This is a genomic window from Salinicola sp. MH3R3-1 (genome assembly GCF_001937155.1).
GTDB lineage: Bacteria > Pseudomonadota > Gammaproteobacteria > Pseudomonadales > Halomonadaceae > Salinicola > Salinicola halophyticus.
Genome location: NZ_MSDP01000020.1, coordinates 43,152 through 67,362 on the forward strand (window position 1 = coordinate 43,152; position 24,211 = coordinate 67,362).

Annotated in this window: 23 protein-coding genes; 7 read left to right on the forward strand and 16 right to left on the reverse strand. The window is 64.6% G+C overall.

The window, feature by feature from the left end; translation table 11 throughout:
• Positions 1-19: 19 nt before the first annotated feature.
• Positions 20-1,312 carry a TauD/TfdA family dioxygenase gene (locus BTW08_RS13200; protein WP_083627864.1) on the reverse strand — a complete coding sequence of 431 codons (1,293 nt, stop codon included), beginning with the start codon at positions 1,310-1,312 and terminating at the stop codon, positions 20-22.
• 98 nt (positions 1,313-1,410) lie between these two features.
• The gene (locus BTW08_RS13205; RefSeq protein ID WP_075562996.1) at positions 1,411-2,400 is read right to left on the reverse strand and encodes a GlxA family transcriptional regulator; all 990 of its coding nucleotides are present in this window, start codon (positions 2,398-2,400) and stop codon (positions 1,411-1,413) included.
• 205 nt (positions 2,401-2,605) lie between these two features.
• Here BTW08_RS13205 and BTW08_RS13210 point away from each other — a divergent pair, with 205 nt between their 5' ends.
• From BTW08_RS13210 to BTW08_RS13240, 7 genes are all read left to right on the forward strand, one after another.
• The gene (locus tag BTW08_RS13210; protein ID WP_075562997.1) at positions 2,606-3,997 is read left to right on the forward strand and encodes a nodulation protein NfeD; all 1,392 of its coding nucleotides are present in this window, start codon (positions 2,606-2,608) and stop codon (positions 3,995-3,997) included.
• A complete protein-coding gene (locus tag BTW08_RS13215) occupies positions 3,994-4,770 on the forward strand; it encodes a slipin family protein (protein WP_075562998.1) in 777 nt (258 codons plus the stop codon). The genes BTW08_RS13210 and BTW08_RS13215 overlap by 4 nt, the downstream gene beginning before the upstream one ends.
• Before the next feature lie 80 nt (positions 4,771-4,850).
• A complete protein-coding gene (locus BTW08_RS13220) occupies positions 4,851-5,555 on the forward strand; it encodes an HAD-IB family hydrolase (protein ID WP_075562999.1) in 705 nt (234 codons plus the stop codon).
• Positions 5,556-5,721: 166 nt separating this feature from the next.
• Positions 5,722-6,999 (forward strand): Nramp family divalent metal transporter, encoded by a 1,278-nt coding sequence (locus tag BTW08_RS13225; RefSeq protein WP_168170663.1) that lies wholly within the window; start codon positions 5,722-5,724, stop codon positions 6,997-6,999.
• 75 nt (positions 7,000-7,074) lie between these two features.
• The gene (gene mntR, locus BTW08_RS13230) at positions 7,075-7,497 is read left to right on the forward strand and encodes a manganese-binding transcriptional regulator MntR (protein WP_075563000.1); all 423 of its coding nucleotides are present in this window, start codon (positions 7,075-7,077) and stop codon (positions 7,495-7,497) included.
• Positions 7,498-7,943: 446 nt separating this feature from the next.
• Complete coding sequence (locus tag BTW08_RS13235) at positions 7,944-9,431, forward strand: SulP family inorganic anion transporter (protein WP_075563001.1); 1,488 nt, start codon at positions 7,944-7,946, stop codon at positions 9,429-9,431.
• A gap of 52 nt (positions 9,432-9,483) precedes the next feature.
• On the forward strand, positions 9,484-10,344 hold the full coding sequence (locus tag BTW08_RS13240) for a universal stress protein (protein WP_075563002.1): 861 nt from the start codon (positions 9,484-9,486) through the stop codon (positions 10,342-10,344).
• Between the two features lie 160 nt (positions 10,345-10,504).
• On the opposite strand, the gene BTW08_RS13245 is transcribed toward BTW08_RS13240, so the two are convergent.
• The 14 genes from BTW08_RS13245 to BTW08_RS13310 form a co-directional block, all read right to left on the reverse strand.
• Positions 10,505-11,110, reverse strand: coding sequence for a hypothetical protein (locus tag BTW08_RS13245; protein ID WP_075563003.1), 606 nt, complete (start codon positions 11,108-11,110; stop codon positions 10,505-10,507).
• A 243-nt stretch (positions 11,111-11,353) separates the two neighbouring features.
• Complete coding sequence (gene fabG / locus BTW08_RS13250; protein ID WP_075563004.1) at positions 11,354-12,091, reverse strand: 3-oxoacyl-ACP reductase FabG; 738 nt, start codon at positions 12,089-12,091, stop codon at positions 11,354-11,356.
• 41 nt (positions 12,092-12,132) lie between these two features.
• Positions 12,133-12,606, reverse strand: a complete 474-nt coding sequence (locus tag BTW08_RS13255; RefSeq protein WP_075563005.1) for a hypothetical protein — start codon at positions 12,604-12,606, stop codon at positions 12,133-12,135.
• 60 nt (positions 12,607-12,666) lie between these two features.
• On the reverse strand, positions 12,667-13,848 hold the full coding sequence (locus BTW08_RS13260; RefSeq protein WP_075563006.1) for a beta-ketoacyl-ACP synthase: 1,182 nt from the start codon (positions 13,846-13,848) through the stop codon (positions 12,667-12,669).
• Positions 13,845-14,477, reverse strand: coding sequence for a DUF3261 domain-containing protein (locus tag BTW08_RS13265; protein WP_075563007.1), 633 nt, complete (start codon positions 14,475-14,477; stop codon positions 13,845-13,847). The genes BTW08_RS13260 and BTW08_RS13265 overlap by 4 nt, the downstream gene beginning before the upstream one ends.
• The gene (locus tag BTW08_RS13270) at positions 14,474-15,775 is read right to left on the reverse strand and encodes an NAD(P)/FAD-dependent oxidoreductase (RefSeq protein ID WP_075563008.1); all 1,302 of its coding nucleotides are present in this window, start codon (positions 15,773-15,775) and stop codon (positions 14,474-14,476) included. The genes BTW08_RS13265 and BTW08_RS13270 overlap by 4 nt, the downstream gene beginning before the upstream one ends.
• Before the next feature lie 18 nt (positions 15,776-15,793).
• Positions 15,794-18,181 (reverse strand): hypothetical protein, encoded by a 2,388-nt coding sequence (locus BTW08_RS13275; protein ID WP_075563009.1) that lies wholly within the window; start codon positions 18,179-18,181, stop codon positions 15,794-15,796.
• Positions 18,182-18,213: 32 nt separating this feature from the next.
• Complete coding sequence (locus tag BTW08_RS13280) at positions 18,214-18,768, reverse strand: outer membrane lipoprotein carrier protein LolA (RefSeq protein WP_075563010.1); 555 nt, start codon at positions 18,766-18,768, stop codon at positions 18,214-18,216.
• Positions 18,769-18,828: 60 nt separating this feature from the next.
• Positions 18,829-19,848, reverse strand: coding sequence for a glycosyl transferase (locus tag BTW08_RS13285; RefSeq protein WP_075563011.1), 1,020 nt, complete (start codon positions 19,846-19,848; stop codon positions 18,829-18,831).
• A complete protein-coding gene (locus BTW08_RS13290) occupies positions 19,845-20,600 on the reverse strand; it encodes a glycosyltransferase family 2 protein (RefSeq protein WP_075563012.1) in 756 nt (251 codons plus the stop codon). Before BTW08_RS13290 ends, BTW08_RS13285 begins: the two co-directional genes overlap by 4 nt.
• Positions 20,590-22,413 carry an AMP-binding protein gene (locus tag BTW08_RS13295; protein WP_075563013.1) on the reverse strand — a complete coding sequence of 608 codons (1,824 nt, stop codon included), beginning with the start codon at positions 22,411-22,413 and terminating at the stop codon, positions 20,590-20,592. The genes BTW08_RS13290 and BTW08_RS13295 overlap by 11 nt, the downstream gene beginning before the upstream one ends.
• Positions 22,400-23,086, reverse strand: coding sequence for a hypothetical protein (locus BTW08_RS13300; RefSeq protein ID WP_210403250.1), 687 nt, complete (start codon positions 23,084-23,086; stop codon positions 22,400-22,402). The genes BTW08_RS13295 and BTW08_RS13300 overlap by 14 nt, the downstream gene beginning before the upstream one ends.
• A 16-nt stretch (positions 23,087-23,102) precedes the next feature.
• Positions 23,103-23,369, reverse strand: a complete 267-nt coding sequence (locus tag BTW08_RS13305; RefSeq protein WP_075563015.1) for a phosphopantetheine-binding protein — start codon at positions 23,367-23,369, stop codon at positions 23,103-23,105.
• A gap of 149 nt (positions 23,370-23,518) precedes the next feature.
• Complete coding sequence (locus BTW08_RS13310; RefSeq protein WP_075563016.1) at positions 23,519-24,208, reverse strand: beta-ketoacyl synthase chain length factor; 690 nt, start codon at positions 24,206-24,208, stop codon at positions 23,519-23,521.
• Positions 24,209-24,211 lie beyond the last annotated feature (3 nt).

Consider the following 24,211-nt stretch of genomic DNA (forward strand, 5'->3'; position numbering starts at 1 on the left):
AATGGGTCGGGCTCCGGGCTCAGGCGTCTTCCAGCCGCGCCTGGCGCTCGGCGCGCTTCAGCATGCGCAGGCGCGAGCGAGCCTCATCGCGTTCCAGATAACACCCTTGCAACCAACGACTGCCGCCCTGGCTGACATCGAAGGCGTCCCGGGCGTGGAGCAGGCGCCGGTTGTCAAAGATCACCAGATCGCCGGGAGCGTAGCTGAAGCGCAGCGCGAACTCGGGCTCGCGTAGCAGACTTTGAAGCGTCATCAGCGCCGCGTAGGCGGGTTCCACGTCGTCGAACGGTGCCATCAGCGGGCCGCGCAGGAAGTCGGCGATGCGGACTTCATCAAACTCGCCGCGAGCATCGAGCTTGATCATCGGATCGAACCAGACGTAGTCGCTGGTCCTGGCGGTATTGGCATAGCACCAGCGCACCCGGGTCAGCGTGGCAAAGTGCGCCGGATGACGTTCGCGCAGCGCTTCGGCCACGGCAAATCCGTCCATCATCACTGCTTCGCCGCCGACGGTATCGTTCTCCAGGCAGTGCAACAGCTGTAGACCCGGCTGGTACTCCCGCGTCGGCAGATCGACGTGGGGCGGCAGGGCGAGCGAGGTGTAAGCGTTGGAATCCGGATCCGGCTTGGCGCGGACATCGAACAGATTGCCGAAATTGGTCGGTCGCGGCGGGCCGATTCGCCGGGCGATGGCATCCAGACTGCCAGGCGCCGTGGGCAGATTGCGAAGTCGGACCAGCCCCTCGCCGATCACCGCCTCCAGCGCCTGTTTCGGCAGCGAGTCGACGCTCGTCGCGTCGTGATCTCTTTCCATCCAGCCGGTCGCGTCGAGCGTGGTCGGTTCCTCGCGATCCGACCCCAGCCACAGCGTCCGTGGCACCAACGGGAGCTCGTGCTCGACGAGGTTGGCGTAATCGTGGGCTCGCAGCCAGCCGGGGTGGAACGATAGCCGGCGTCGTTCGGGCAGGAAGTCGATCGTGATCGCGCCATTGGCTTCCAATTTGGCGTGCTCGATCGTGGGCCATGCCTCCAGCCGGGAAAGATCGAGGATCCGCTCCCGCGTCGCCGGATTCACGGTGCTGTCGTCGGCGGCGTTCTCGCGCAGCCAGATACTGTGATAGCGGCTCTGGCTGCCGTCCTGCCAGGTCACGTTCAAGATCTGCGGATCGTGATCGATCGCGGTGATGGCGACCTCGACCGGCCAGGCGTCGAAATCCGGAGTGGCGGGCAAAGGCTGAGATCGAGACTGGGTCTCGGATTGAGACGAGACTCGAGAATGGTGCAGGGATCGAGAGTCGGGATCGGCTGACATGGAGGCTCCGGAGGCTCGCTGATAGGAATCGAATCAGCGTGGCCGATGAGCCGGTGGCGAAATTGACCTAAAACGCCATTTTTTTGAGGTTATTGGCCCTAATCCGCGTCAGGCATTGGAAGTTCGGCACGCCTTCGCGAGGCGCTAGGCGGTTGTCGAGAGTGCTGGCGATAGGCGCGCGAGAAACTCGAAGCCGAGCTGAAGCCACAGGCCAGGCCGATGCTCAGGATGTCGCGGTCGGTCTCTTCCAGCAGATGTCTGGCGCGGTCCAGACGCAGTTCGAGATAGTAATCCCGCGGGCGCTTGCCGAGTTCGTCCACAAACAGACGCTGGAGTTGGCGCAACGACAGGCCGATCCGCTCGCTGAGCGCCGCCATCGATAATGGCTGCTCGAGATGCTGTTCCATCAGCGCGACGGCATCGACCAGCGGACGGCGATGGGTGCCTAGCCGTTTTGCCAGTGGAAGCCGTTGATGGTCCTGGCGCGGGCGCAGGCGGGCGTGAATCAGCTGTTCGGAAATATCGTCGGCCAGGGCCTGACCGTGACGGCTGGCGATCATGCTCAGGGTCATGTCCATGGCGGCAGCGCCGCCGGCGCAGCTGAACCGGCGAGCGTCGATCTCGAACAGCGATTCCACGGCATCGAGCCCGGGAAAACGTTCGCGGAAGGCCGGCAGGCTTTCCCAGTGGAGAGTCAGACGATGGCCCTCGAGCAGCCCGACCTCCGCCAGTATCAGCGGACCGGTGTCGATGCCGCCCAGCAGGCAGCCTTCGCTGGCCTGGCGATGCAGCCATTGCGAGAGCCGGCGCGAGTGGTCGCGTTCGGGTTCGAAGCCGGCGCAGACCGCGAGCGTCGGCAAGGAGGGCGCATCGGAGAGCCCGCAATCGACGAGCAGCGTCATGTCGTTGCTGGCGGTCACCGGCTGACCGTCCTCGCTGATCAGCGTCCAGCGATAGAGCTCCTGACCGGCCAGTCGATTGGCGATCCGCAGCGGCTCGACCGCCGAGAAGAACGCCATCATCGAAAAGCGCGGAATCAGCAGAAAGCCCACCGGCTCGGGCAGTGGTCCAACGTAGTCCAGACGCATGATGTGGCTTCCCGGCGTTATCGGACACTACGGTGAGGGTGTCTATGGATTTTGCCATCGTGGCGCGCTCATGGTGACAAAAAAAATCGCAGGAAACACGTCGGCATTCGTCAGCGGCATCATGCTGCAAACGGGAGTGCGACAGGCTGATCGGCACGACCAGCGTCTAACGGCGCGGACGCCGGAAACTGGCTACGCTGCAGGTATGATCAATTCGACGGTCGACACGCGCAGGTTCTCGACCCGCCGCTGGCGGTGCCTCGGCTGGCTCGTCTGTCTGTTGGCGGGTTCTTTGCTGGCGCTCGCGGTACTCGCACAGTCACCCGACACGAAGCAGGCGCTGGTGCTGACCCTGGATGACAGTATCAATCCGGCGACGCGGGATTACGTCGAACGCGGCATCCGGCGGGCCGAATCGAACAACGCCGAACTGCTCGTCATCGAACTCGACACGCCGGGCGGGCAGGTCGAGTCGATGCGCCGGCTGGCCCAGACGATCCTCTCCGCCAAGGTGCCGGTAGTGACCTACGTCACGCCCAGCGGGGCGCGGGCAGCCAGTGCCGGCACCTACCTGCTCTACGCCAGCCCCGTAGCGGCGATGGCGCCGGGAACGCATCTGGGTTCGGCAACGCCGGTGACGTTGGGTGGCGAGGGCGAGGATACCAATAGCCAGGCGATGCACAGGAAAATGATCGAAGATGCGGTGGCCACGATCCGCGGCTACGCCGAGCGTCACGGGCGTAACGCCGACTGGGCCGAGCAGGCGGTGCGCGAGGCAGCCAATCTCAATGCGCAGGACGCGCTCGATCGCAACGTCATCGACGTGGTGGCATCGGATCTCGACGATCTGATGGCGCAGCTGGACGGCAGGCAGGTGGCGCTGGCAGACGGCGTCACGACGCTTTCGACTCAGGACATCGAACGCGTTCGCGAAGGGCCGGATTGGCGCACGGCGCTGCTGTCGCTGATCGCCAATCCCGTCGTGGCTTATGGCCTGCTGGTGATCGGCTTCTACGGGCTGGTATTCGAGCTCGCCAGCCCGGGCACCCTGGTGCCGGGCGTCGTCGGCGGTATCAGTCTGCTGGTGGGGCTGTTTGCCTTCCAGGTGCTGTCGATCGATCTGGCCGGGCTGGGATTGGTACTGCTGGGTCTGGTGATGATTGTCGGCGAGGCCTTTCTGCCCAGCTTCGGGGCGCTCGGTGCCGGCGGCATCGCCGCTTTCGTGATCGGGTCGGTATTGCTGATGGACGAAGCCAACAGCGCGGCGGCATGGCCGCTGATCGGCGGCACCGCGCTGATCGCCGCCGGTTTCCTGCTGTGGGCGGTGATGCGCTTGATAAAGGTGCGCCGACGCGTCCCGTTGACCGGTCGCGAGGAGCTGATCGGTGCCGAGACCGTGGCGCTTGGCGATTTCTCTGCCGGCCGCGGCAAGGTGCTGCTGCATGGCGAGCGCTGGCGGGCACGGGGTCAGGCCGACATCCACAAAGGCGACCGGCTGCGTGTCACGGCACTGGAGGGACTGACAGTCACGGTGACACCGCTGGCCGATGGCGACATCGAGTGTTTCGACGATGACCACGAGAAGGGGACGACATGATATTCACCTATCTGGTACCCGTGATACTGCTGATTCTGCTGTTGCTGGCCTCGGTCCGGATCCTGCCGGAGTACCGCCGCGGCGTGGTGTTCTTTCTGGGTCGCTTCCAGGACGTCAAGGGGCCGGGGCTGTTCTTCCTGATCCCGGTGGTTCAGAAAATGCAGGTGGTCGACCTGCGGGTGATCACCATGGACGTGCCGGAACAGGACGTGATCTCCCGGGACAACGTCACCGTGCGGGTCAATGCGGTGCTCTATTTCCGTGTCGTCGATCCGGAGCGGGCGATCATCCAGGTCGAGAACTACGTCAACGCCACCAGCCAGCTGGCCCAGACCACACTGCGTTCGGTGCTGGGCAAGCACGATCTCGACGAGATGCTCTCCGAGCGGGACAAGCTCAACGACGACATCCAGGAGATCATCGATACCCAGACCGAGGCCTGGGGAATCAAGGTGGCCAATGTCGAGATCAAGCACGTCGATCTCGACGAGAGCATGATCCGCGCGATTGCGCGCCAGGCCGAAGCCGAGCGCGAGCGGCGGGCCAAGGTGATCCATGCCGAAGGCGAGCAGCAGGCGGCCGAGAAACTGGTCGAGGCGGCCGACATCATGTCGCGCAATCCGGCGGCGCTGCAGCTGCGCTATCTGCAGACCATGAGCGACATGAGCAACAAGAACGCCTCGACGATCGTCTTCCCGCTGCCGATGGACATCATGGAGGCGTTCAAGACGATGAAGGGATTCTCCGGCGCGGCCAAGCCGAAGGACGAGTGATCGACGCCGACGGACGCTTTCCGTGACGAGGCGAGCGTGTATCCTGAGCGCATTCTCAATCGATTGAACCGGAGTCTCGCTTGGCTACGTCACGCTCCCATTTACCCCGTCCGCCTTCCGCGCTCGCCATCTTCGATCTCGACGACACGCTGCTCGACGGCGACTGTACGCATCTGTGGCTCGAGTGGATCATCGAGTGCGGCTGGGTCGAGGACGGCGAAGCTCTGCTGAACCAAATGCGCGAACACGACAAGCAGTACCACGCCGGCACGCTGAACATGACCGATCATCTGCGTTTCTCGCTGGCACCGCTCGTGGGTCGCTCGCGCCGGAGCGTTCGCGAGCAGGTCGAGGCCTTTGTCGAGGCGTCCGTTCGCCCGCGCCTGATGCAGGAAGGGGTGGAACGTCTGCAGCAGCATGGCCGGGATGGCCATGCCACCCTGGTGATTTCGGCCTCGATGCATCATCTGGTGGAACCGATCGCCCATGCCGTCGGTGCGGACGGGGCGCTGGCCACGTTGCCCGAGTTCGATGCCAGCGACCGCTTCACCGGCGAACCCACCGGCATTCAGACCTACCAGCGCGGCAAGCTCGACGCCTTCGAAGCGTGGCTCTCCAGCCACGACACCGGCTTTGCCGAAGGCTGGGAAACCTGGGGCTACAGCGACTCCTTCAATGACCTGCCTTTGCTCGAATTCGTCGATCATCCCCACGCCACCCAGCCGGATGCACGCCTTCGCGAAACCGCCGAAGCGCGCGGTTGGCCGGTTCTGCAGTGGCGCTAGGCCAGCTGATGGCAGCATTGCCCTGTCGCTAATCGTCCCGATTGAGATAACTCATGAGGAGTCACCGTTGCGCGTCTGGTAACTGGGGTATATCTTGTCAACCGTGGTTTAACTTGATAACCAAGGCTCGGTTGTCTTGATGCGCCGGTAACTTCCAGAGGCCAATGTGTCGAATTCCCTGACCGAATCCCGCGACGAAAGCTCGCTGGCGCCGACCAAGGCGCGCAGGCGTTCGGCGTTATCCCGCTTCCTGCCGTTCTTTGGCCCGGCGATGATCGCGGCGGTGGCGTATATCGATCCGGGTAACTTCGCGACCAATATCGAAGCGGGTTCGCGCTACGGCTATGTCCTGCTGTGGGTGGTGCTGTGGGCCAACCTGATGGCGATGCTGATCCAGACGCTGTCGGTACGGCTGGGCCTGGCCACCGGCAGGAATCTGGCGGAGATGATTCGCGAGCGCTACCCGCGGCCGCTGGTCTGGTTCTACTGGGTGCAGGCCGAGCTGGTGGCGATCGCCACCGATCTGGCCGAATTCCTCGGCGCCGCGCTGGCGTTCAATCTGCTGTTCGGCATGTCGATGCTCGAGGGCGCGCTGCTGACCGGCGCGATCACCTACGCGGCGCTCTACATGCAGCGTTTCGGCTTCCGGCTGCTGGAAATCATCATCGGCAGCATGCTGCTGGCGGTGGCTGCCGGTTTCGTCATCCAGATCATCATGGGGCGTCCCGAGGCCGCGCCGGCGCTGGAAGGGCTACTGGTGCCCGGCTTTCCGGACGGCTACGCCGTCTTCCTGGCCGCCGGGATTCTGGGCGCGACGGTGATGCCTCACGTCATCTATCTGCACTCGTCACTGTCGCAGCGCCGGGTGGAGGTCAAGACCGACGACGAGCGCCAGCGTGCCATGCGCTACTACCGCTGGGACGTGATCATCGGCATGGGCATCGCCGGTATCATCAACCTGTCGATGCTGGCGCTGGCCGCCTCGGTCTTCTTCGACAATGGGCGTACCGGTGTCGCCACCATCGAACAGAGCTATCAGCTACTGGCACCGCTGATGGACCGCGATCTGGCGAGCACGCTGTTCGGCTTCACCTTGCTGATGGCCGGGTTGTCCTCGTCGATCGTCGGCACCATGGCGGGGCAGGTCGTGATGCAGGGCTTCGTCGGCTTCACCATTCCGCTGTGGCTGCGACGGCTGTTGACGATGCTGCCGGCCATTGTTGTCATCATGCTGGGCTTCCCGGAACAGCAGGTTCTGGTCGCCAGCCAGGTGGTGCTAAGCTTCGGCATTCCCTTCGCGCTGATCCCGCTGATCCACTTCACGGCCCAGCATCGGCTGATGGGCAATCTGACCAGTCGCCGCTGGGTGACCGGGTTGGGGTGTCTCATTGCCGCGATCATCATCTTGCTGAATGGTTATGTGTTGGCCTTCGAGTTGCTGTAGGCTTTCAGGCACGCGCGCGGGCGAACGCTGCAAAGGTACCCGTCGCCGATCATTCTGCCCGTCGATGAGAACACCATGCCAGGAACGCCACGTCCCCGTTATGCGCGCTTCGAGCGTACGCGTCTCGACCACCAGCAGGAGCTGGTGGAAGATTACGTCGAAGAGATCGCGCAGCTGCATCGCGATCACGGCGAGGCGCGCGCCAGCGACCTGGCCGAGCGGTTCGGGGTCAGTGCCGCCGCGGTTTCCAAGGTGATCGCCCGGCTCAAGCGTGACGGTCTCGCCGAGGCGCGGCCCTATCGCGGCGTCTTTCTGACAGAAAAGGGCGCCACGCTGGCGGCGAAGGTCGAGGCACGCCATCAGCTGGTGTTGTCGACGCTGCTGGCGCTCGGCGTGCCGCCGCATGTCGCCGAAGCCGACTCCGAAGGGATCGAGCATCACTGCAGCGATGCTACCGTCGAAGCCATGCAGCGATTTCTGGAAGCGCACAACCGCTGAGCCGGCGAGTTGCCGTCGACCGCTCCAGCGTTGACCTGGCGATGCCAGCATTCCGTCTGGGAACCTTCCGACGTTAGTGGTAGAATCTCGCTCGCTAAAATTCTCGATCATTCAATGACGCGCTCGACAAGGTCGATCTCATGCAAGACCGATTCGGTTACACCATTGCCGGTATGACTCCACCCTAGCGTAATGCCCCCCTCGGCGTGCCTCATGCGCGCGCTTCGCTGTCACCGATACCGCTGTATCGGCGAGACGGCATCTGCTTGTTCGTCCGATTCCATTCAACATTCTTGCCGCGACTGCGTGGCCGTTCATCGACTGCACTCTGTATCGTCGCTCCGCTGACCTTCGGCGCGATGACAGGTGACCATTTCGCTTTATTCGATCGAGCGGATGGGTAACGTCGCTGGCGGACCATCGCGGCCTATGACAGGGAACTGCCCATGTTCGAAATGATAAAAAGACACTGGTTATCCAACGTCCGTGCCGACGTGCTGGCCGGTGCCGTCGTCGCGATGGCGCTGATTCCGGAGGCGATCGCCTTTTCGATCATCGCCGGTGTCGACCCCAAGATCGGTCTCTACGCGTCGTTCTCGATCGCGGTGGTAATTGCGTTCACCGGCGGCCGGCCAGGGATGATCTCGGCGGCGACAGGCGCCACGGCGCTGCTGATGGTGACCCTGGTGCGCGACCACGGCCTCGAATACCTGCTGGCAGCGACGCTGTTGACCGGGGTGATCCAGATCGGGTTCGGTTACTTGCGCCTGGGCGAGCTGATGCGCTTCGTGTCGCGCTCGGTGGTCACCGGGTTCGTCAACGCGCTGGCGATTCTGATCTTCATGGCCCAACTGCCGGAACTGACCAACGTCACCTGGCACGTCTATGCGATGACCGCCGCCGGGCTCGGCATCATCTATCTGTTCCCGTACCTGCCGGTCATCGGCAAGATGCTGCCGTCACCGCTGGTCTGCATCGTGGTGCTGACGATCGTCTACATGGTCAGCGGCATGGACATTCGCACCGTGGGCGACATGGGCGAACTGCCCGATTCCCTGCCGGTCTTCCTGTGGCCCGACGTGCCGCTCAATCTCGACACCCTGATGATCATCCTTCCGTATTCGCTGGGTATTGCCGTCGTGGGTCTGCTCGAGTCGATGATGACGGCGACGATCGTCGACGAATTGACCGATACCTCGAGCGACAAGAATCGCGAGTGCAAGGGGCAGGGCGTCGCCAACATCTTCTCCGGCCTGCTCGGCGGCATGGCCGGCTGCGCGATGATCGGTCAGTCGGTGATCAACGTGAAATCCGGCGGTCGTACGCGTCTATCCACTCTGATCGCCGGCGCGTTCCTGCTGATCCTGGTGGTCTTCCTGGGTGACTGGGTGTCGCAGATACCCATGGCCGCGCTGGTCGCGGTGATGATCATGGTCTCGATCGGCACATTCAGCTGGGAATCCATCGTCAACCTCCGTCGGCATCCGATGTCGACCAACATCGTCATGCTCGCCACGGTGATCGTCGTGGTGACGACCCATAACCTGGCCATTGGCGTCGGGGTCGGCGTGCTGCTGGCGTCGCTGTTCTTTGCCAACAAGGTCGGGCAGGTTCTCTACATCGGGAGTCGCATGGACGACGATGGCAAGACGCGCAACTATGAGGTTGTCGGCCAGGTCTTCTTCGCCTCGTCCACCCGGTTCAATGCCGGGTTCGATTTCAAGGAAGCCATCGAAAGCGTGACGATCGATGTCTCCCGTGCTCACTTCTGGGATATCACTGCGGTCGAAGCGCTGGACAACGTGGTGGTCAAGTTCCGTCGCGAGGGCACCGATGTCGAAGTGGTGGGCATGAATCAGGCCAGTGCCACCCTGGTCGATCGTTTCGGGGTGCATGACAAGCCGGACGCCGTGGAAAAACTCATGGGCCATTAAGTCGGCCCGACACTCTGGACCATCAATCAAGAACGACTGAAAGGAGAAACCCATGAGTGGACGTCAGGTCCTGGCCTGCATTGACGACTCGCACCACGCGTTCGCGGTCTGCGCCGCGGCGTCGTGGGCCGCCGAACGGATCGGCGCGCCGATCGAACTGATGCACGTGTTGAGCAAGGCGCCGTGTCTGGGCGCCGCCGACGCCAGCGGACAGATCGGTCTGGGGAGTCGTGAACATCTGCGCGAACAGTTGACCGAACTCGACGAGCAGCGAGCCAAGATTGCGCAGCAGCACGGTCGTGAACTGCTGGAAGCCGTGCGAGGTCAAGCCGAGCGCCTGGCCCCGAGCGCCAAGGTCTCGACCGCCTTGCGGCACGGGGAACTGATCGAGTCGCTGGCCGAGCGCGAGCCTCAGACCCGGCTGGTGGTGCTGGGCAAGCGCGGCGAGTCGGCGGACGAAGCTCTCGAGCATCTGGGCAGTAACCTCGAACGGGTCGTGCGCACGCTGCACACGCCGATTCTGGTGACCCCGCCAGAATTCCAGCCGCCATCCCGATTGCTGCTGGCCTTCGATGGCGGCCAGACGACCCGCAAAGGCGTGGAGATGATCGCCGAGAGCCCGTTGCTCAACGGGCTGGTCTGTCATGTGGTCATGATCGGCGCCGGTACCGACGATCGGCGCGCCCAGCTCCAGTGGGCGCTGGATCGACTGCGTCAGGGGCAGGTCGACGCCCAGGGCACGATTCTCGCCGGTGATGTCGACGAGGTGCTCGCCGACTACGCCGATCGTCAGCAGATCGACCTGATGATCATGGGCGCCTACGGCCATTCGCGCATTCGCCATCTGCTGGTTGGCAGCACCACCACAGCGATGCTCCGACACGCTCGGACGGCGACGCTGATACTGCGCTGAAAGACATGCGCTGAACGACATGCGCTGAAAGACACGGCGCGGCACGACACGCGTATTGATCGGATGTCGCGCCGCGCCGATGTCGTCGTGATGTCGAGAGCCAGAGGACGCCAGTCGAACCGGGTGCCGTTGGCTCGGTCGTCTGGCTCGGCCGTCTGGTTCAGCCGTCGTCGCGGGATGGCGCTGCCGGCCGATGTTGCAGAAAGCGCGACAACCGCTCAGATTGGCTTTCGCCAATCTGGCACAGCTGCCAGGCGATCTCGGCGTACTGCATGAGCGTCGGCAGCATCAGTTGCAGACGGTGGGCATCGTCTTCGTGGCGCTGTGCCTCGGCATCCAGCCACTCGAACAGCTGCGCCAGGCGGGAGTAATTGACATCCCCGCGGCCGCTGTTGCCGCGCATGGCATCGATCGCCAGGCAGCGCATCACGCTGCGCTTGTTGGGATCGAGGCTCTCCTTGTCCAATAGCGCTTCGGCGTGCTGCACGAACTGGCCCATCAGTTGAGACAGTTCGGCAGATTCCAACTGGCGGCGTACCGCATCCTGGCTCTCGATCAGCGCCTGCTGCTGACGCATGAGCCCTCTGACCAGCACCACCAGCTGCACGCACAACCAACCCGCCAGGACCAGCGTCAACAGGTAGACGCCCAGTGGTGCCAGCGCGTCGGCCGGCAGCGGCCAGCCAAGGTCGCTGGCCAGCACGCCACCGGCGGCCAGCGCCAGCAGCACGATGATGATCAGGGCGATGGAAATGCCGGATTTCATGCTGATATCCAATCAAGAGAAGGCGTTGTCGCCATGGCGCTTTATCGGCGCTGCAACGCTGTTCTTGAGCGTTCTCTAAAATGGATAGCCAGCAGGCGCTTAGAGGGTGAATACAAAACAGGCGAGCGACGGCGAGGCAAGGCGAAATCGGCTGATCAAGCGCCGTTTACGAGGGGTAAATGAGCATTGTGAAACCGATTTTAACGCCGTATCGCCGATCGCAGCCCTTTTGTAAACATCCTCTTAGATCATGCCGCCATTCACCGCGATCACCTGACGCGTGATGCAGGCCGCGTCCCTTGAACACAGAAAGCTCACGGTGCCGGCGACCTCTTCGGCTTTTCCGACACGCTGCATGGGGATCAGCTTGCGAACCTCGTCACGCGGAAGCTCGTCGGTCATCCGCGTCTCGATCCAGCCCGGTGCAACGCAGTTGACCGTGATCTTGCGTTTGGCCAGCTCGACGGCCAGCGCCTTGGTGGCGCCGATGATCCCGGCTTTGGCCGCGCTGTAGTTGACCTGACCGCGATTGCCGATCATGCCCGACATCGATGAGAGCGTGACGATCCGGCCAGGCTGGCGGCGCTGGATCATCGGCATGATGAGCGGATGCAGCACGTTGTAGAAACCGTCCAGGTTGGTCCGGAGGACGCTGTCCCAATCCTCTCCCGTCAGTGCCGGAAAGGGCTTGTCCGCGGTGATACCGGCGTTGCAGACCACGCCGTAGTAGCAACCGTGCTCGGCGATATCCGCTTCCAGTACCGTCTTGACCGTCTCTCGTGCGGTCACGTCGAAGTGGACGACGCGTGCCTGGCGTCCTTCGGCTTCCACCGCGGCCTTGACCGAGTCGATGTCTTCTCCGGGTCGCCGGCAGTGCAGCACCAGGTCGTAACCGTCCCCCGCCAGCCGTTTGGCGATCGCTTCGCCGATGCCGCGATTGGCCCCGGTGACCAGAATTGTCTCGGAATATCGTTTTTCCATGGTGCCTCGGTACAGAGCTACGGATGATGAAATCAAGGCGATCAGACGCCGTTCAGCGTCGGCATCGAATCCGGCCGATAGAGCGTCAGGCTGCCCTGGGCCAGCGGCGCCTCGGCCTCTTCCGCCGGGTACAGCTTGCCGCTGATTTGAGTCACGCCGTTGTCGGCGACGAATTCGACGGTCACGGCGATCCGGATTCGCTGATCGAAGGTAAAGACGGGAACGCGAGCGTGATAGCGTTTGGCCCCGAGCAGCAACCCGGGTGCCGGTGACTCGCCCAATGCTGCGGCGCGGAAGCCGGCCCAGGCGGCAACGGTCTGGGCCAGCCACTCGACGCCGACCCAGGCCGGAATCCCGTCGGCTTCGGCGAACAGATCGTCGCGCCGGGCCGTCGTTTCGGCAACGCCGCCCTCGTCATCGACCTCGATGAGGCGCGTCAGCAGACACATGCCCCGGGCATGAGGAATCAGCGGCGCGATGGGGCAGGGCAGGGAAACCGGGTCGAATGCAGTCAAGGGGATTCCATTGTTTCTTGCGTGTCTTTTGCGTGTCTCTTGGCGGGGCGAGCTGGCGCGTCAGTCGGCCCGGGTCAGCAGCAGGCTGGCGTTGTTGCCGCCGAAGGCAAAGCTGTTGCTCAGCGCATGTCGTGGCCGCTGTGCTGGCGCCGAGTTGGTTGTTACCAGTGGCAAGGCGGGAAGCTCCGGATCGTATTCACCGTCGAAGACGTGCTTCGGCAATCGCCCCTGTTCGAGTGCCAGCCAGCAGAATGCCGCCTCCAGCGCGCCGGCCGCGCCCAGCGTGTGGCCGGTCAGGGCCTTGGTCGAACTGCAGGCGGGCGGCGTGGGAAAGAGCGTCGCCACGGCCGCGGCTTCCATGCTGTCGTTGAGCCGCGTGCCAGTGCCGTGCAGATTGAGATAATCGATCTCCGCCGGATCGCGCCCGGCCATTGCAAGTGCCTGGCGCATGGCGTCTGCGGCACCGCTGCCATCCGGGCGTGGCGCCGAGATATGGTGGGCATCGACGCTTTCGCCGACACCGGCCAGCTGAATGCCGCCGGCTTCCGGCGTGACCACGAATAGCGCAGCCGCCTCGCCCAGATTGATCCCGTCGCGGTGACGGGAAAAAGGCAGGCAGGGCTCGGCGCTGACGGCTTCCAGGCTCAGAAAGCCGTTGACGGTCAATCGGCACAGGCTGTCCGCGCCGCCGGCGATTACCGCGTCGCACTGGCCGCTCTTGAGCAGGCGCCGGGCGCTGGCCAACGCTCTGGCACTCGAACTGCAGGCCGTGGAGAGGGCGTAGCAGGGGCCGGTGATCCCCAGCCGTTCGGCGAGGAAGCGCGCCGGCGCCCCCAATTCCTGGCGCGCATAGGCGAAGTCCTCGGGTAGCGGCGCATCTCGGCTGCTGGCGGCAATTGCCCGTTCGGTTTCGCCGATCCCCGAGGTGCTGGTGCCGATGACCACGCCGATCCGGTCTCTCGCCACCGTCGCCAGCAGGCGCTCGACCTGACCGTCGAGGCGTGCCAGCGCCAATGCCAGCAGCCGGTTGTTGCGACTGCGATGATCTTGCGGCCACTGGCTGTCGTCGGGGAGTTGTCCCTCGACCTGGCCCAGCGGCAGCGGGCGGCCCGGGGTGAAGGCATCGCTGATCGTCAGCCCCCGCTCACCCGTGAACAGCGCTCGGCCGATCGTCTCGAGATCGTCACCCAGCGAGCAGACGATGCCTGGCCGGGAAAGACGGCAATCGAAGGCGGCACTCATGGCTGGGCGTTCTCCTGTTCGTCGTTCTGTGGCTCGTCGTTGCTGTCACCATCCCCCTGCATCGGCGCAATCGTCAGCTGGTAGCCGCCCTGGCGATCATCCAGGGTCAGCGTCGTGGGGTGTTCGCGATCGGGTACCGGGGTGATACGCGCAGCCAGCTCGCCGCGATAGGTAATGGCGCGGTCCGTGGTGCTGTCGACGACCTGCCAGGCGCTCCCCTCGAAAGATCGGCGCAACGCCTTCAGCGGCCACAGACTCCATTCGAGACGGGATGCCAGCCACTGCGGCGGAATCGGCAGCGGAGACTCGCCCGGCGCGTCGCCGGCCTCGAATCGGGCGCCCTTGGTATCGCGCACCAGCGTGGTCAGGCGCTGGCCGTAGGGCGTGACCAGCACCGCACGCAGCTGCTCGGGGGTGATCCGGATGAACGCGATCAGCGTGCGGGCTTCACCGTCGTCCGGCTGGAAGGTCAGTTGGCTTTTCAACGTGTCGGCCGTGGTCGCGGCGGCCAGCGGGGGCGTTGGCGATACCGGCGGCGTCAGGCTGCAGGCGCTCAGTAACAGCATCAGTACCAGTATCAGTACCGGGGCCAGACACGGCGTCCCTGGCGATCGCACGACGCGATTCATGGCCGGGTCTCCGTGGACGTATCGATACCGGTCTGTTCCGTCGCGGCAGCGGCTCGTATCTCGCAGATGGCGGCCAGCGTGTCGAGATGGCGCCGGGAGGCACTGGCATAGGGATTGCTGCGATCCCAGGCGTAGCCGGCCAGGATGGCGCTGATGCGGGCCTTGATCTCCCGAGGCGCATCGGCGTGAAAGATGATCGTCTGCAGGCGGCCGTCGTACCAGGCATCGACGAAGGCGCGGAACGTCTCGATACCTTCACGCAGGGGGCTTTCGAACTCGCTGTGCCAGTCGATCGTCTCGCCGGCCAGCCGACGGTCGACCAGCGGTGCGGCGAGGCTGGCCGAGCGCAGGGCGATGGTCACGCCGGAGGAGAACACCGGGTCCAGAAATTCGCCGGCGTTGCCCAGCAGCGCGTAGCCGGGGCCATGCAGGCGCGTCACGTCGGCGGAATAGCCGCGGAGTTCGCCGATGGGCCGGGTGGTGGTGGCGCCTTCGAGCAGCTGGCGGAAACGCGGCTCGACGTCGATCAGCGCGCGGAAGCGCGCTTCGGGAGTCTCGCCATGAGCGTTGATGCGTTCCGTCTCGCCTACTACGCCCACCGAGGCGCGCTGATCGCGAAACGGGATCAGCCAGTACCAGATGCCGGCGTCGTCGGGATGGACGCCAATCAGGATCTTGTCGCGATCGTGGCTCGGTTCGGTGGGGCAGCCTTCGACGTGTGTGAACAGCGCCGTGCGCGGATCCTGTCGCGCATCGCGTTCGAGGCGCTCGAGTCGGGCCAGTACGCGGCCATAACCGCTGGCGTCGAGCACGAAGCGCGCCGTCAAGGTGCGCGAATGGCCCGCCTCATCGGTGACATCTATCTGGGGATGCCTGTCGTCGGCGCGGAAGGCGGTGACGGTGACGCCGAATTCGACGCTCGCTCCCTGGGCGCGGGCCCCCTCGATCAGGCGCTGATCGAAGTCGCTGCGCTCGACCTGGAATGTGGTGCCCCAGCCCGGCGTGGATTTGTCGCGGAAATCGATCGCCGTCTCCTTGCCGGCGCGGGTAAACGCGGCGCCGTTCTTGGGCTGGTAGCCCGCGGCGATCACGCCATCCAGCAGACCCGCCTCATCGAGATGGCTCATGCATTGCGGCAGCAGACTCTCGCCGATGGAGAAGCGCGGAAAATGGCTACGTTCGACCACCAGCACGCGCCGGCCTCGGGCGGCCAGCATTGCCGCGGCCGTGGCGCCGGCCGGGCCAGCACCAATGACGATCACGTCGTGGTCGGCTTCAGCCTTCTCGACTTCAATCATGCTCAACCCCAGTCATGTTCACCCCCAACCATGCTCAATCTCCCGTGAGGACGGATTTGGAGAATCGTGCGTCGGATACGCATCATCGGCCGGCCGTACCCAGGGGACCAGCGCCCAGACGCTCGCCAGACCGATCAGGCACGTCAATCCCAGATAGTGCAGTGCCGGCGTGGCGCTGAAGGCGAGCATCCCGAACGCCAGCAGGCTGGTCAGCGTCGACAGCGTGATTGCCAGCCAGGCCGACGGCCGCCTGGCGTGTTCCACGTTGAAGATACCGGCATCGAGGCCGATTCCCAATACCAGCAGCAGACCCAGTTGATTGAAGATGTTGAGCGGAACGCCGGTCACGGCGAACGCCGTCAACACGATCAGCGTGGCGCCGAAAGGCGGTACGATGACGCGCCAGGCGCGGCGTCGGTATCTCGCCACCAGTGCCAGTGTCATCAGCACCATGGCGAGCGCCACCCACATTGCCGTATGCCGCCGCAGTTCGCCGAGCAGGCTGCCGATTCGGCTGACCCGGTCCACGTATTCGACTGTGGCTCCCTGGTGGGTCTGCGATTCGGCCAGCGCGCGTAGCGTCCTATCGACATCGGCGTTTCTGGCGCCGGACACGACGACCGTCGCGGCGACACCGCCATCGTTCGTTTCGCCCAGCCATAGCCGCTGCTGGAGCGAACCCAGCGGCGTCTCGAGCCAATTCGCCAGCGTCAGCATCGGCGATTTCTCGAGCTGGGCTCGGGCTTTCTCGGCGATCTCGGCCGGCAGCCCGGCACGCTGGATGAGTTCGTCAAGCGGAGCGCCATAGAGCTTGCGCACCCGCGCCAGATTGGCCTGCTGCTCGGCGGCCGTTGGCACGGAGCCTGCCAGCGACTGGTAGTCGATCTCGAGCCCTTCGCCGATGGCCTTGTCCAGAGCACTATCCAGTACATCGAGCCGGGCCAGCAGCGCCTGGGTATCTTCGGCCTGAACCAGGAAATAGCGGCTGCCGGTATCGCGATCGAGCAGTTGCTGGACGCGCGCCTCGTCCTGCATCAGCGCCGCGGGCGAGGGGTTGAGCAGCGCCAGGCTGTCGTCGCTGGTCAGGCGCAGGGCACAGACGACGATCAGCACGACGGCGCCGGCCAGGGCGAGCCACGGCGACAGTCTCCAGCGGGGCTGACACAGTCGCCACCAGCCCGTCGCCAGGCGGGCGGTGAAGGGGCTGGCGTGAAGCGTAAAGCGCGGCAGCCACAGCACCACGGTGAGCCAGGCGCCGATCAGCCCGAAAGCGGCGAAAGCGGCCATCTGGCGTAAGCCGGGCATCGGCGTCAGCGCCTGAGCCACGTAGGCGATGACACTCGAGATCAGCCCCAACGTGAGGCTCGGCAACAGCCGGCGCAGCCTGAAACCTCGGCCTTCGATGGCGCGATCGCACTGCAGATGCAGCACGTAGTCGATGGCGATACCGATCAGGCTGGCGCCAAAGGCCAGGGTCAGTAGATGCAGGCGGCCGAAGATGCCTAGGGTCAGGGTCAGCGCGAACAGCGAACCCGCCAGCAGCGGTACCATCAATTGCAGCAGTACACGGGGCGAGCGAAACACGAACCCGATGATCAACAGCACGCCGAGCAGCGACGCCGCGCCGATCGTGGACATCTCGTGCTTGGCCTGGCGGGCGCCGGCCGCAGCGTGAAAGACCAGGCCCGAGCGCAGCAGCTCGGCATCGGGATGCTGCTGCTGAAACTGCTCGAGCGTAGTGTGCAGCGCCGTCTGCATCGGCAGATCGTAGGGCGAGCCTTTGAGCTCGCCGATCAGCACGCTCCACTTCTGGCTGTCGGGCTGATGGCTCCGGTCCAGCGTCAGCAGGCCGTCGGCGGGGCCGATCGGGCTCTGCGGCAGCCGTGAGAGCCAGGCATCCAGCAGGCCGAAAGGGTCGGCGACGGGATCCGGTCGCGCCGTCGGCGAGAACAGCTGGCGCAACGCCGGGTCGACCAGCGTGCTGCCAGCGTCGGTGTCGATGGCCTGCTGCCATTGAGGCGTCAGCAGGCGATAGCGCCATGGTCCCATCCACTCGTGCGGATCGGCATCGGCCAGATCCAGCTCGCGCCAGTCGATACTGGCGAGCTGGCCATCATCGACCAGTTGCTGCAGCGATCGCCCCAGTGCCTGTGTCGTCGCGACGCGATCGTCGTCGCCGAGCAGCAACAGGAAGCGATTCTCGAAGCCGCGGCCCAGTTCGCGATCCGCCTTCTCCACCAAAGGCGCCTGGCGATCCGCGGGCAGCAGAGCGGTCAGATCGGTATCGGCGGGCAATCCCTGGCGCAGCATCCAGCCCAGCCAGACGGCGCAGAAGGCCAATACGACGAGCCAGAGCCAGCCCAGCCGGCGATAGCCCAAGGTCGTGATGAATCGATCAGACTTCATGATTCGCCCAGACTTCGTGATTCGCTCAGGCTTCATGAATCGTTCAGCGGGTGTTGGTCGAACAGGCGGACTTCGAGACGATCGCCATCGGGCGTGCGCATGTCGAGATTGTCGATGGTGCGATCGCCGCGAAGGGTGATGTCGGCGATACGTTCGCGCAGCGCGGCCTCCTTCGGCGTCAGCGCTACCTGCCAGGCGTCCCGGTCACCGGAGAGCTTCAGCGTGAAGCGCGATTCCAGCGCCTGCCAGTCGCCTTCCAGCAGTTGCAGGAACAGCTGGGCGACCTGCTCGCCACCCGGCGGCGTGGCCTTGCCGCTGCCATTGGTGATCGCCTCCGGGGTCAGTTCGATGCGCTCCTCGACCGGCGTCTCCAGCTGCCAGACGACCCGCTTGCCGCGCTCGAAAATGAACGTGCCCCGGCTTGTCAGCGAACTATCCAGATCCGCCAGTTCGCGCTGCTGTTCGAAGCGGCCGGCCACGGAAGGCGTGGCGGCGAGCTGGCGCTGCAGATCCTCCAGATCGAAAGCCTGGGCGCTCATCGGCAGCAGCAACAGCAGAAGCGTGATAAACCCTCGATGAAGCGGCATGGTCGAATCCTTGTGGTGTCTCATCGTGCGAGTGATCGGGGCTTTCTGAAACAGCCCGGGTCAACCGATCGAACGCTCGTCTTTGGGGTCGTCATGGTGATAAGCGTCATGGTGAGTGTCGGCACCGGCGTGAGCGTCGGCGCAGTCCAGCCAGAAGGGGAAGAAGTTGAACCACTGCAGCGGCGTCTTCTCGCACTGACGAGTGAGCCAGTCGACGTAGCGCTGCATGGCGCTGTCGATCCACGCCGAACGATCCCGACGGCTCAGGTCGCTGGTGTCGTCGAAGTGATCGAAATCGATCCGGTAGCTGGTCGCTTCGCGAAAGCAGCCGATGGTGTAGACCGGGCAGCGCAGCAGGCTGGCCAGCCAGAACGGGCCTTCGGGAAAGCGCGCCGGGTGGCCCAGAAACGGCAGGGTACGGGCGCGGCCGCTGTCGCTGATCGGCACGCGGTCGGCGGCGATGACCACGAAGCCGCCTTCGGCAATTCGCTGACCCAGCTTCATCGCGGTCGAGGGCGTGATTTCGCTGACCTCGATGATTTCCGGCGGATTTTCCCGGTGAGTCGAGCGGGCCAGTACCTCATCGAACTGGCTGGCGTTACGGGTATGCATCAACAGCGTGGCGCGGAAGTCGTCCTGCATGTCGCTCATGGCGGTACAGATTTCCATGTTGCCGACATGGGAAACGAACATGATGCCGCCGCGTCCGCTCATCACTGCCTGACGGAATCGCTCGCGGGTATCGCCTTCGAAACTGAGCGCGGGCGGAATGCCGCTCCAGGCGTCGATCTTGTCCATCAGGCTCTGCCCGAAGCTGCGGAAGTGGCGCAGGCTGAGCCAGGTCAGATGCTGGGGCGCTTCGCCGTGAAGATGACGCCATACCCGGGTCAGGTAGGTATGCGATGCCCGTCGGTGCAGCCCATGGGCGATGTAGTAGTAGACGATCACCAGCGCCAGCATGATCTGGAACGGTAGCCGGCCCAGCTTGCGTCGGATCCAGACCATCGTGCGAACGCCGCCGGCGGTGCCGGTTTCACGGATTCTCGACCAGTGGTTGGGATTGCTGCTGACCGGTGTCATGAGAGGGGTTCCTGGCGGCGGTTCAAGAGATCGGGAAGGCGCCTGAGCATGCCGAGCAACAGACGCGAATGCATCGCGGCGAGGAGTACGTTGTCTCGCCACAGCTTGAAATGGGAGACGCCATCGGTCGGATAGCGAACCCGCACGGGGAGATTGCTGACACGCCCGCCCTGCCAGACCCAGCGCACCGGCAGTTCGCTGTCGAACTCCATGCGATTGCCACAGGGATGCTCGGCGATCAGCCGGTTGACTGCCGCGACCGGGTAGAGCTTGACTCCGCACATGGTATCGCGCAGCGCGAACGATAGCGTTGCCAGCCAAACCAGGGAGTGCGTGATATAGCGAGAGTAGAAGCGGTGTCGGGGCACGCTGGCATCGAAGCGGGGATAGCCGATCCGCAGGGTTTCGTCGTCGGCGCGGACCCCCTCTACGAAGGGTGGCAGATCGTCGGCTTCGTGCTGGCCGTCCGCATCCACCTGGAGCGCATGGCTCAGTCCGCGGTCGGCGGCTCGTGCCAGGCCCGCTCTCACGGCGGCGCCCTTGCCACGGTTGATCGGCAGCCGGACCAGCTCGACGTTGCCCGCCTCGGCAAGCGTATCCAGCACCGCGGCGCAGTGCGCGTCGCTGCCGTCGTCGACGAGGATGATCGGTAACTGTAGCCGTCGAAGCCGATCCACGGTCTGCCGGATGGCTTCGGCATGGTTGTAGACGGGAATCAGTACGGCAATGTTGGCGGGGTTGTCACTCGGCATGGGCGCCATCCCTCGAAGGTTTGCTGTCGAACGTTGGCCGGCTCACCAGGGCGACGCGACCGGTGACATGCTTGCCGCGGTGGCTATCGCACTCGAGGCGCAGACTCGCGCCTGCGTCTCCCTGGTGAGAGGCATCCTGGCGAAGGCGGAGCGTCAGCACGAAACGGTCGCCGGGCAGCAGTGGCTGGGGAAAACGCAAGCGCTCGAGGCCGGCAAAATCGGCGGTCAGCGCGAACAGTCGGCGAGCCTGCTGCATGGCCCAGTGCACCAGCGTCATACCGGGGAGTACCGGATGGCCATCGAAGTGGCCGTCGACATAAGCACAGCGCTCGGGGACTTCCAGCGTGATCTGCCAGCCATCCTCCAGCGCGCATTCACCCAGCCAGCGTGGCGCACGACGGTCGTCCAGGTCCTGAAACAGGCGCTGGCGAATGTCGGCGCTCAACTTGCCCTGGGCATTGGTAGGCCAGTGACTCACGAAGCGCCAGTAGCGGGGCAGGGCGGGCGTCTCGAAGTGCGCGGCCAACGCCCGGCGCAGGTGCTTTACCATCTCGCGATGTTGAGCGTGATCGTGAGGCAGCGCCTCCGGGGCCAGCTGGATGATCGCGGCCAGGCGTAGATCCCGCCGCTGCAGGGTCAGCGTCTGCGCGCGCTCGACGCCGGGCAGTTGGGCCAGGGCGCGATCCATGGCGGTCAGCGAGATGCGCTTGCCGCCGATCTTGACGATGCGATCGGTCCGGCCCAGCAGCTCGAATCCGTCATCCGTCAGCACGATCAGGTCGGCCTGGCGCTGCCATCGATCCGGCGACTCCAGATGGCGCGAGCGCAGCCACAGGCGACTGTCCGCATCCTGATCGACCTCGACGCCGGGAAAAGGGGTCCAGGTCGAACCGCGCTGCTGCACTCTCCAGCCGATGCCGCCGGTCTCGGAGCTGCCATAGACTTCGTAGACCGCCGTTCCCAGACAAGCTTCGACCTGATCGCTGGCGTCTCGCGATAGCGGTGCGCCCGAGCTGTAGATCGTGTCGAGCACGCCGCTCACCGGTGCCCAGTCCGGCGTTTCCGGCAGACGTGACAGTGCCGGTGGAGCACTGACGAGAACCATCCGCAACTCCTCGTCCCGGCAGCTCTGCAGCCAGGTACGCAAGGTTTCCGGGTAGCGACAGGGTTGGGCCGAAAAGGGGCTGCCCTCGCACAGCGGCCGCAGGATCGAGAACAGCAAGCCGTAGATATGCTGATGACTGACCTGGCTGACGACGAGATTACCTTTCAACGGCCACAGCAAGGCCTGCGTCGCCAGCTCGGCATCCAACTGATCGAAGCGCTTGTCCAGCCGCTGTGGCTCGCCGCTGGAGCCGGAAGTGTAGAGCGAGACGGCGATCTCGGGCAGCGGTCGAGTAGACCACTGCGGCGGCTGGCTGGCGAGCGGCCGTGCCGCGTTTTTTTCGCTTCCCGATGCCGCAGCTTTCTCGCTTCCCGACGCCGGTACGATCTGACCCAGCGCGATACCCGTGTCGCTCAGGTTTCGAAGCGTTTCGGGCTGATTGTCTGCAGGGAGGATGACGTGATCGCCACGCTCCCAGATAGCAACCAGCGCCGCACTGAACTCGACCGGGTCCGGTTCGTAGAGTCGCCAGCGACCGCTCGGGTTGGGCGTGCCGGCCAGCCGCTGCTGCCACGCGCCAATGCGCCCGTGCCACTCTCCGACGGTCAGCCAGCGAGCCGGGCCGCCGTTTTCCGGTGGCAACCAGGCGATGGGCGTTGCCGGGGCGGGCTCGCGCCAGGGTCGCTCGCTCAGCTCACGAAACGTCATGGGACACCTTTGCCGGACGAGCATCGTCATCGAGATCCTCGTTCTGGCGCTCGTCGTCCAGACCGGCTTCTTCCAGACCGGCTTCTTCCAGACCGGCTTCTTCCAGACCGGCTTCGGCCCGGCGCTTGACGCGCTGACGGATACACCATTCGCCGACGAACATGGCCAGCATCAGGCCGTAGACGATGCCGCCGTTGTACCAGGCCCAGGTCTCGAGATCGGCGTAGATCGCAGTGGCCAAGGCGATACTGCCGTTGATCACGAAGAAGACGCACCAGGCCTGGGTGACGCGCCGGGTATAGCGAACGGCGTGCGGCGGCAGAGCCGGTTCCTGTCGGCGGGCGTAGCGTTCGATCAATGTGGGCGGATGGCGCAGGCCGTGAGAAAAGAGCAGCAGCAGCCCCAGGTTGACGACCACCGGCCACAGCCGCAGGCCGAGTTCCGCGCGACCGGTTGCCATCAGCAGAACGAGCAATGGCAGCAGGAGCCAGCCCCAGCGGCGTTGAGACGGCGGCAGTCGCCACCAGGCAACGGCGGCCAGCCCGATCAGCAGCGGCCAGGCGCCGTAATGCGGCAGGAGGAAGTGGACCACCAGCGGCCAGAGCAGGCCGATGATGCCCAGCGCCAGCAAGAGCAGGCGCCTGGGGCCGTTGAGAGAGGCTGTCGGAATCACGCTGACACCGCCGGGTTCATTTCTGGCGACGCGATTCGACCAGAGACGCCAAGCTTTTCAGATTGGCGAAATGCTGGCGCGAGGATTCCGCTTCGGATTCCAGCGTGATGCCGTAGCGTTTCTGCAGCGCCAACCCCAGCTCCAGCGCGTCGATGGAGTCGAGCCCCAGGCCTTCGACGAACAGCGGCTCTTCGGGATCGATGTCATCAGGGGTGACGTCTTCGAGTTCCAGCGTCTCGATGATCATCTCTTTGAGTTCGTGTTCCAGCGCGGTCGTCGCCATTGGTCTTGATCGTCCCTATTACTCATTCATTATCAATTACTGTCGCCTGAATTCGAACCAGGCGCGGTGCCGGTGTCGGCCGGCAGCAGCGGCATCTCATGACGTAGGAATGAGACACCACTCGAGGATATTGCATCGTGGGCCGCGGATCATGACGGAAGGCCCGCGAATTGCCAACCGCGCTGGCTGATCGGGCATGTCACACGCTCACGCCGGTCCATCAACCAGTCGATGATATCGAGCGGCTGCACGGTCGGGCCGTCGAGCGCCAACGGCGTTTCCGTCAGACGCCGGGCACCTGCCGCGGGTTCTCTGCCGAAGCGCAGGACGACGGCGGCGGAGAACGACTCGGGAGCGTAAGCGGCAAATCGCTCTGGCACCGGTTGATCGCTGAACACGACCACGAGGCTCGAATGGTGATCGGCAAGATAGCCACGGGTTTCCGCGACCAGTGCCGCCCACTCTCCGCCACTGGCGGCGATCGCCTGCTGGCTGCGTCGGTTGCCACTGGCAATGGAATAGACGCCCACGGTGGCGTTGTGTACCGACAGACCGAAGCGGGCCGGAGACAACGGCTCACCTTCATCGAGGCCGTACAGCATCTCCAGCGTGCGCTCGCCGTCTCCATGGCGCGAGGCATGCAGGACGAGGCTGTCGGCATCGGGGTCGATCGCCGCGAGCATGTCGCAGACCGCTCGCCCGAGCAGGTTGAGACGACGTCGCAACATCGACGGAACGGCGGTGCCGTCTGGTTTGTCCCGCGTGTCGAGTCGGGGCTCGTCATCGGCTACGCGATGCGGGGTCCAGCCTCGCCAATCGTGTAAGTAAAGATCTGCCATAGC